The following is a 7023-nucleotide window of genomic DNA, read 5'->3' on the forward strand; positions in this document are numbered from 1 at the left end:
TCCCGACGCCGCCCGGGACCCGTGCGTGCGAGGCACGAGGCGCGGACGCCGCATCCGCCCGACTTCGCCGACACACATGTCGGCTTCGCCGGGCCATCGTTCCGGACCGGTTGCCCGACCCGTCGATCTGTCCCGCTGACCGACGCCTCGCGAAGCGCCCCTCACGGACAGGATGAAAGGGACTATAGTCCTTCTAGGAATTTTGTCGAGCGACTTATAGTGGGACGATGGTCCATCAGCCCGCACCATCGTGGAGTCAGTCACCGGGGTCAGTTAAGGAATAGCGTGACGCGCCACAGCCAGCCATATTGACATGCGCAGCACATGTTTCTAGCTTCTCCACATGCCCACGATGGTTCAAATTCGCAACGTGCCCGATGAGCTGCACCGCAGGCTCAAGTCGCGCGCGGCGCTCGCCGGGATGTCGCTGTCCGATTATCTGCTCGGCGAAATCCGCCAAGTCGCCGAGCGGCCGACTCTCGATGAATTGCGGGCGCGGCTGCACAGCCGAACGGAAATCACGCCGTCGGTGGCGCCGGCCGACATCTTGCGCGCCGAGCGCGACCGCGCGTGATCGTCGTCGACGCCTCGGTGCTGATCGAGGTCCTGATGCGCACGCCGGCGGCCCGGGCCTTGGAGGATCGGCTGTTCACGCAGCCCGAAACGCTCCACGCCCCTCACCTGCTCGATGTGGAAGTCGCCCACGTGCTCCGACGATACGCCGCGATCGGAGAGATCGACGGCGAGCGCGGTCGCGCGGCCCTGGTCGATTTTGCCGATACGCCGGTGCAACGCTATCCGCACGAGGTCTTGCTGCCGCGGATCTGGCAGTTGCGCCATAATCTGACCGCCTACGACGCCGCCTATGTGGCGCTGGCCGAAGCGCTCGACGTCCCGCTGCTCACGCGCGACAAACGCCTCGCCGCAGCCGCCGGACATCATGCGCGGGTCGAAATAGTTTAGACCTCGCGGGCAGAACCAGTCCGATCAATGTCCCCTGTCCGGATGTTGTCAGAACGCCGCGCGGCGGCCGCGTAACATGCCGGCGATGCCGAGGTCCTCGTCGAGGTCGGGCCAGTGGATGCCCATCGGCATCAATTCATACTTCGCGCGTGCCTCGGCACTGGCGCTAGACAGCCGGGGATACCAGGCAAGCGGCGTCGCGATGCGGCGGCCGTCGGTGAGCGTCACCACCAATTCCTCGGCCGTAAAATCAACCGCGAGGGGCCGCAAATCGCCGACGTCAATTTCCAAAGTGCTCATGCCATTTGCCTTCGAGCTCGCCGAGCCGCGGTCGCAGATAGCGAACCACGCGAAATTCGGGGAAACGCGACGAAGAAGAGTGGAAAAGTCGTCAACCATCTACTATCGATTGTCCTTAAGACAGTGAAAGGTATTCACCAATGGCCGAACTGGCTTCCCAACCAACATCCGTTCAGACCGTTTATGGCTGGTACCGCGAGGGTAAGCTCTTCGTGAACCGTCGATATCAGCGAAAGCTCGTCTGGACGTTGATAGAGAAGCAGAAGCTAATCGAATCCTTGCTGAAAAAGTATCCCGTACCCGCGATTCTTTTAGCAGAGCGGGATGGAGCACCCGGCACGTATGAGATTATCGACGGCCTGCAGCGACTTCATTCGATAGTTTCGTTTATTGAAAACTCATTCCCTTTGGCAGAGGGTAAATACTTCGACGTGACGCAGTTCCCAACCGCGAAGACCGCCGCAGCGGAAGGGGCCTTTGAGATCAAAGAAGCTGCAGAACTAATATCCGCCAAGGATGTCACCACCATACTGGACTATTCCCTAGCACTCTCTGTCATGAGGAACGCGAAAGACGAAGAAGTAAATGACGTATTCGATCGCATTAATACTTACGGTCATCGTCTGAGCGATCAAGAGCGACGACAGGCTGGCGTTCAAAACGAATTCTCGACTCTGGTACGAGAACTTTCCAGCTCCTTTCGAGGAGATGTATCCTCCGACGTTCTTAAACTGCAATCGATGCCATCGATAAGCATCGACTCCCCTATGGCCAATCACGGGTACGAAGTGAAGGCGGACGAAGTATTCTGGGTCAATCAAGGCATTTTGCGATCAACTGATTTACGCGACAGCTTGGACGAACAATGTATAGCAGACATAATCGCTTGCATCGTCCAAGGTGATCCAATTGAACGTTCAAAGGACGCCCTTGATGAAATCTACGAGAAGGGCTCCGTTCCATCAGAATCAGTCCTCAGCGCGCTTGAGGTTTACGGCGCTAATAAAGTGTCTGACGAAATCAAATTCTGCGTACAAGAAATTCTGAAAGTCTGTGAAACAGACCCCAACTCAAAGCTAAGAAATCTGATCTTCACTAAGACGAACACGAATGCGTTTCCATCGGTTTTTGCGGCTCTCCTGATCGCATTCCACGAAACGATCATCGAAGGAAAGAAGGCGGTCTCAGACTTTAAGGGGCTAAAGGCTTCTCTCACCGGGCTATCGAGCCGCATCGAGACGGGAAGAAAGGCGACTAGCCCTGACGAACGACGCAAGAACATCGACACAATCAAGGGGCTTATCAGCAAGAATTTTGTCGATTCTGATATCGCGGAAGAGATTTACTGCAATCATACCGCGATAGATATCGAGGGCATTATTCGCAGATCTGAGATCGAACTTGCTAACTACGAGCTCAAGCAAGGAATCCTGTTCCTGAAGGAAGGAGCAACGGAGGATACCGCTTTAATCGATAAAGTCATCCGAACGATTTGCGCGATCGCGAATATCGGGCCTAGCGTGGCCGGCAAGATTCTGATTGGGATAACCGACAAAAAGACCGACGCTGAAAAGATCAAGAAGATTGACAATATAGAGCCAAAGAAGATCGGAAAGCGTTACGTCGTGGGCGTCTATCGCGAGGCTGCTCGCCTCGGAATTTCGCCAGAGAAGTACTTCTCAAAATGGAAGGATCAAATTCGAAAGTCGAAGCTAACTGAGAAACTCCGCGACGACGTCCTCTCTAACATGGACTTTAATTCGTTCTACGGCCTAGGGATTATTGTTATCAATATCCCTCCCCAGGCTGAACTCTCGTACGTTGGAGACGAACTCTACTGGCGCGATGGAGACTCTACGGCATTGGCTACGAACGCAAAGCAAATCGCAGGACTCGTGAGCCGGTTCACCGGATAACTCTATTGGAGACTTTGTCTTGAGGTGACGGAAGCGCGACAAGCAGGCTTGGCGGAATCCCCACCTTTCTCTCCCCTTCCCCCCAAATCCCCCCGTGGAAAAGCCCGGTTCCGCGGTTGCGGCGGCTGTTCCGCCTCGTCATTGTCGCCGGCTACCGCCGCTGCCGGCTGCGCGCGAGTCGCGACCGGTCGGACTGCCTATGGTATTGTCCGGCTTGAGAGATTCGCCTGCGCCGGCCGATAACCGGCCCATTGAGCATCGGACCAGATGAAACTCACGCGTCTCCGCCTTCACGGCTTCAAGTCGTTCGTCGAGCCCACCGACTTCATGATCGAGCCGGGTCTGACCGGCGTGGTCGGGCCCAACGGTTGCGGCAAGTCCAATCTGGTCGAGGCGCTGCGCTGGGCGATGGGCGAGACCTCGCACAAATCGCTGCGCGCCACCGACATGGACGCGGTGATCTTCGCCGGCTCCGGTAACCGCCCGGCGCGCAACCACGCCGAAGTGGTGATGTCGCTCGACAATTCGGCCCGCACCGCGCCGGCGGCGCTGAACGATTCCGACACGCTGGATATTTCGCGCCGGATCGAGCGCGAGGCCGGCTCGCAATATCGCATCAACGGCCGCGAAGTCCGCGCCCGCGACGTGCAGCTCTTGTTCGCCGACGCCGCCACCGGCGCGCGTTCGCCGGCGCTGGTCCACCAGGGCAAGATCGGCGAAATTATCCAGGCCAAACCCGAACAGCGCCGCCGCGTGCTGGAAGACGCCGCCGGCGTCGCCGGCCTGCACGCCCGCCGCCACGAGGCCGAGCTGCGGCTCAAGGCGGCCGAAACCAATTTGACCCGCGTCGAGGACGTGATCGGGCAATTGTCGACCCAGGTCGACGGACTGAAGAAGCAGGCGCGCCAGGCGATCCGCTTCCGCGAGGTCGCCGCCAAGGTGCGTAAGACCGAGGCGACGCTGTATCACCTGCGCTGGTGCGACGCGCAGGCCGAAGTCGGCGCCGCCGCGCAGGTGCACGATCTCAGCGTCCGCGAACTCGCCGAACGCACCCGCGAGCAGGCCGAAGCCTCCCGCATCCAGGCCGACCGCGCCTCGACGCTGCCGGGCCTGCGCGAGGCCGAGGCCCGCGCCGCTGCCGGCCTGCAGCGGCTGACCAATGCCCGCGAATTGCTCGACCGCGAGGAAGCCCGCGCCAGGGAGCGCGTCGTCGAACTGGAGCGCCGGCTGGCGCAATTCTCCTCCGACGTCGCGCGCGAGCAGCAGCAGGCGGTTGACGCCGACGAGGCGCTGGAGCGGCTGCAGATCGAGGACGTCGAGCTGCGTGAAGAGATTCTGGAGCGGGTCGAGAAGCGCAGCGGCGTCGACGAGCGCGTCGGCGAGGCCGAGGCGGCGCTGGGCGAAGCCGAGCGGCTGTTCGCCGAACTCACCACCCAGCTCGCCGAGCTGACCGCGCGGCGCAATCAGTTCGAGCAGGCGGTGCGCAGCCATCGCGACCGGCTCGGCCGGCTCGACACCGAGATCAAGAACGTCGAGAGCGAGATCGACCGGCTGACGCAGGAGACCGGCGGCGCCGGCAATGTCGACGAACTCGCCGAAGCCGTGGCGATGGCGCAGGAGACGATCGCCGAGCTGGAAGGCGCCGTGCAGCATGCCGAGGCCGCGCACGTCGCCGCCCGGCAGAAGCTCGACGGCTCGCGCAGCCCGCTGACCGAAGCCGACAAGCGGGTGCAGCGGCTCGAGACCGAAGCCAAGACGATCAGCAAGATCCTCAACGGCGAGACCAAGAATCTGTGGCCGCCGATCATCGACGGCATCACGGCTGCGAAGGGCTACGAGAAGGCGATCGGCGCCGTGCTGGGCGACGATCTCGACGCGCCGGTCGATCCGTCGTCGCCGATGCGCTGGACCGATATCGGCGTGCAGGACGGCGATCCGGCACTGCCCGAGGGTGTCGAGCCGCTGAGCCAACACGTCACCGCCCCGCCGGAGCTGGCGCGGCGCCTGGCGCAGATCGGCGTCGTCGCCAAGGAGCGCGGCGGCGAACTGGTCGGCCAGCTCAAGACCGGGCAGCGGCTGGTGTCGCTCGACGGCGACGTCTGGCGCTGGGACGGTTTTGTCGCCTCGGCGCATGCGCCGACCGGCGCCGCGCGTCGCCTCGCCGAGCGCGCCCGCCTGGTCGACATCGAGAACGAACTGGAGCAGGCCAAGATCGACGCCTCGGCCAAGCGCCAGGCGCTGGAAATGGCCGAGGCCGAGCTGCGCAGCGCCGCCGCGGCCGAGACCGCGTCGCGCGAAAATCTGCGCGGCGCCCGCCGCGAGGCCGATGCGGCGCGCGAGCGCCTCGCCGCCGCCGAGCGCGAGGTCAACCGCCACGCCGCGCGCAAATCGGCGCTCGCCGAAGCGCAGTCGCGCCTCGCCAGCGACCGCACCGAGGCCGAGATGGCCTTGGAGTCGGCTGAGAACGCGCTGGGCGATCTGTCGCCCAACGACGATGCCGAGCAGCGGCTCGCGGCGGTACGCGGCGAGATCGACATGCATCGCCGCAACGCCGCGCAGGTGCGCGCCGAGGCGCAGGCGCTGGCGCGCGAGGCCGAACTGGCCGACAAGCGGCTGCAGGCGATCGTCGCCGAGCGCAACGAATGGACCCGGCGCAAGCAGAGCGCGGCGTCGCAGATCGCCACCGTCGAGGAGCGCGTCGCCGAGCTGACCGCCGAGCGCGCCGAGCTCGACAACGCGCCGACCGTGTTCGCCGAGAAGCGCAGCGCGATCATCACCGAGATCGAATACGCCGAAGCCGACCGCCGCACCGCCGCCGATGCGCTGGCCGAGGCCGAAGCCGCGATGGCCGACACCGACCGCGCGGCGCGATCGTCGCTCGAACAACTCTCCAGCGCCCGCGAAGCCTGCGCCCGCGCCGAGGAGCGCATGGAAGCGGCGCGGCGCCGGCTCGAAGATGTCGAGCGCGAGATCCGCGACATGCTGGAGATCGAGCCGCAGGCGGTCGCCTCGCTGGCCGAGATCCAGGAAGGCGCAACGCTGCCGCCGCTGGCGGAGATCGAAGCCGACCTGGAAAAGCTGCGCCGCGACCGCGAGCGGCTCGGCGCCGTCAACCTGCGCGCCGAAGAGGAACTCAACGAGGTCGAGGGCCAGCACGGCTCGCTGGCGGCCGAGCGCGACGATTTGGTCGAAGCGATCAAGAAGCTGCGCACCGGCATCCAGAGCCTCAACAAGGAAGCGCGCGAGCGCCTCTTGGCGTCGTTCGAGGTCGTCAACGGTCACTTCAAGCGGCTGTTCACCACGCTGTTCGGCGGCGGTGAGGCCGAGCTGAAGCTGATCGAGAGCGACGATCCGCTCGAAGCCGGCCTCGAAATCATCGCCAAGCCGCCGGGCAAGAAGCCGCAGTCGCTGTCGCTGCTGTCGGGCGGCGAGCAGGCGCTGACCGCGATGGCGCTGATCTTCGCGGTGTTCCTCACCAACCCGTCGCCGATCTGCGTGCTGGACGAAGTCGACGCGCCGCTCGACGACCACAACGTCGAGCGCTTCTGCGACCTGTTGCAGGAGATGCGCGAGACCACCGAAACCCGCTTCATCATCATTACCCACAACCCGATCACCATGGCCCGCATGAACCGCCTGTTCGGCGTCACCATGGCGGAGCGTGGCGTGTCGCAGCTGGTGTCGGTCGACCTGCAGGGCGCGGTGGATATTCTGGATCAGAACGTGGCGTGATCATTTGGCGTACAACGCGCACAGTGAGATCCAGCTTTCTTGTTGTTGCGCGAGGCGCTGCTAGCCCCCCTCCCCCTTGCGGGGAGGGTCGGCCGAGCGAAGCGGAGGCCGG

Annotated in this window: 5 protein-coding genes; 4 read left to right on the forward strand and 1 reads right to left on the reverse strand. The window is 63.3% G+C overall.

Annotation, left to right across the window (positions count from 1 at the left end):
- Positions 1–343 precede the first annotated feature (343 nt).
- Positions 344–574 (forward strand): FitA-like ribbon-helix-helix domain-containing protein, encoded by a 231-nt coding sequence (locus IP86_RS13915; protein WP_054163137.1) that lies wholly within the window; start codon positions 344–346, stop codon positions 572–574.
- The gene (locus tag IP86_RS13920; protein WP_082363997.1) at positions 571–963 is read left to right on the forward strand and encodes a type II toxin-antitoxin system VapC family toxin; all 393 of its coding nucleotides are present in this window, start codon (positions 571–573) and stop codon (positions 961–963) included. Before IP86_RS13915 ends, IP86_RS13920 begins: the two co-directional genes overlap by 4 nt.
- Before the next feature lie 48 nt (positions 964–1011).
- Here IP86_RS13920 and IP86_RS13925 read toward each other — a convergent pair whose 3' ends face one another.
- Complete coding sequence (locus tag IP86_RS13925) at positions 1012–1362, reverse strand: DUF2442 domain-containing protein (protein ID WP_245290617.1); 351 nt, start codon at positions 1360–1362, stop codon at positions 1012–1014.
- Between the two features lie 41 nt (positions 1363–1403).
- On the opposite strand from IP86_RS13925, the gene IP86_RS13930 reads away from it, so the two are divergent.
- Positions 1404–3179: a GmrSD restriction endonuclease domain-containing protein gene (locus IP86_RS13930; RefSeq protein ID WP_054163138.1), complete on the forward strand. Its 1776-nt coding sequence runs from the start codon at positions 1404–1406 to the stop codon at positions 3177–3179.
- 267 nt (positions 3180–3446) lie between these two features.
- On the forward strand, positions 3447–6911 hold the full coding sequence (gene smc / locus IP86_RS13935; RefSeq protein ID WP_054163139.1) for a chromosome segregation protein SMC: 3465 nt from the start codon (positions 3447–3449) through the stop codon (positions 6909–6911).
- Positions 6912–7023 lie beyond the last annotated feature (112 nt).

The sequence above is a fragment of the Rhodopseudomonas sp. AAP120 genome (genome assembly GCF_001295845.1).
Classification (GTDB): Bacteria; Pseudomonadota; Alphaproteobacteria; order Rhizobiales; family Xanthobacteraceae; genus Rhodopseudomonas.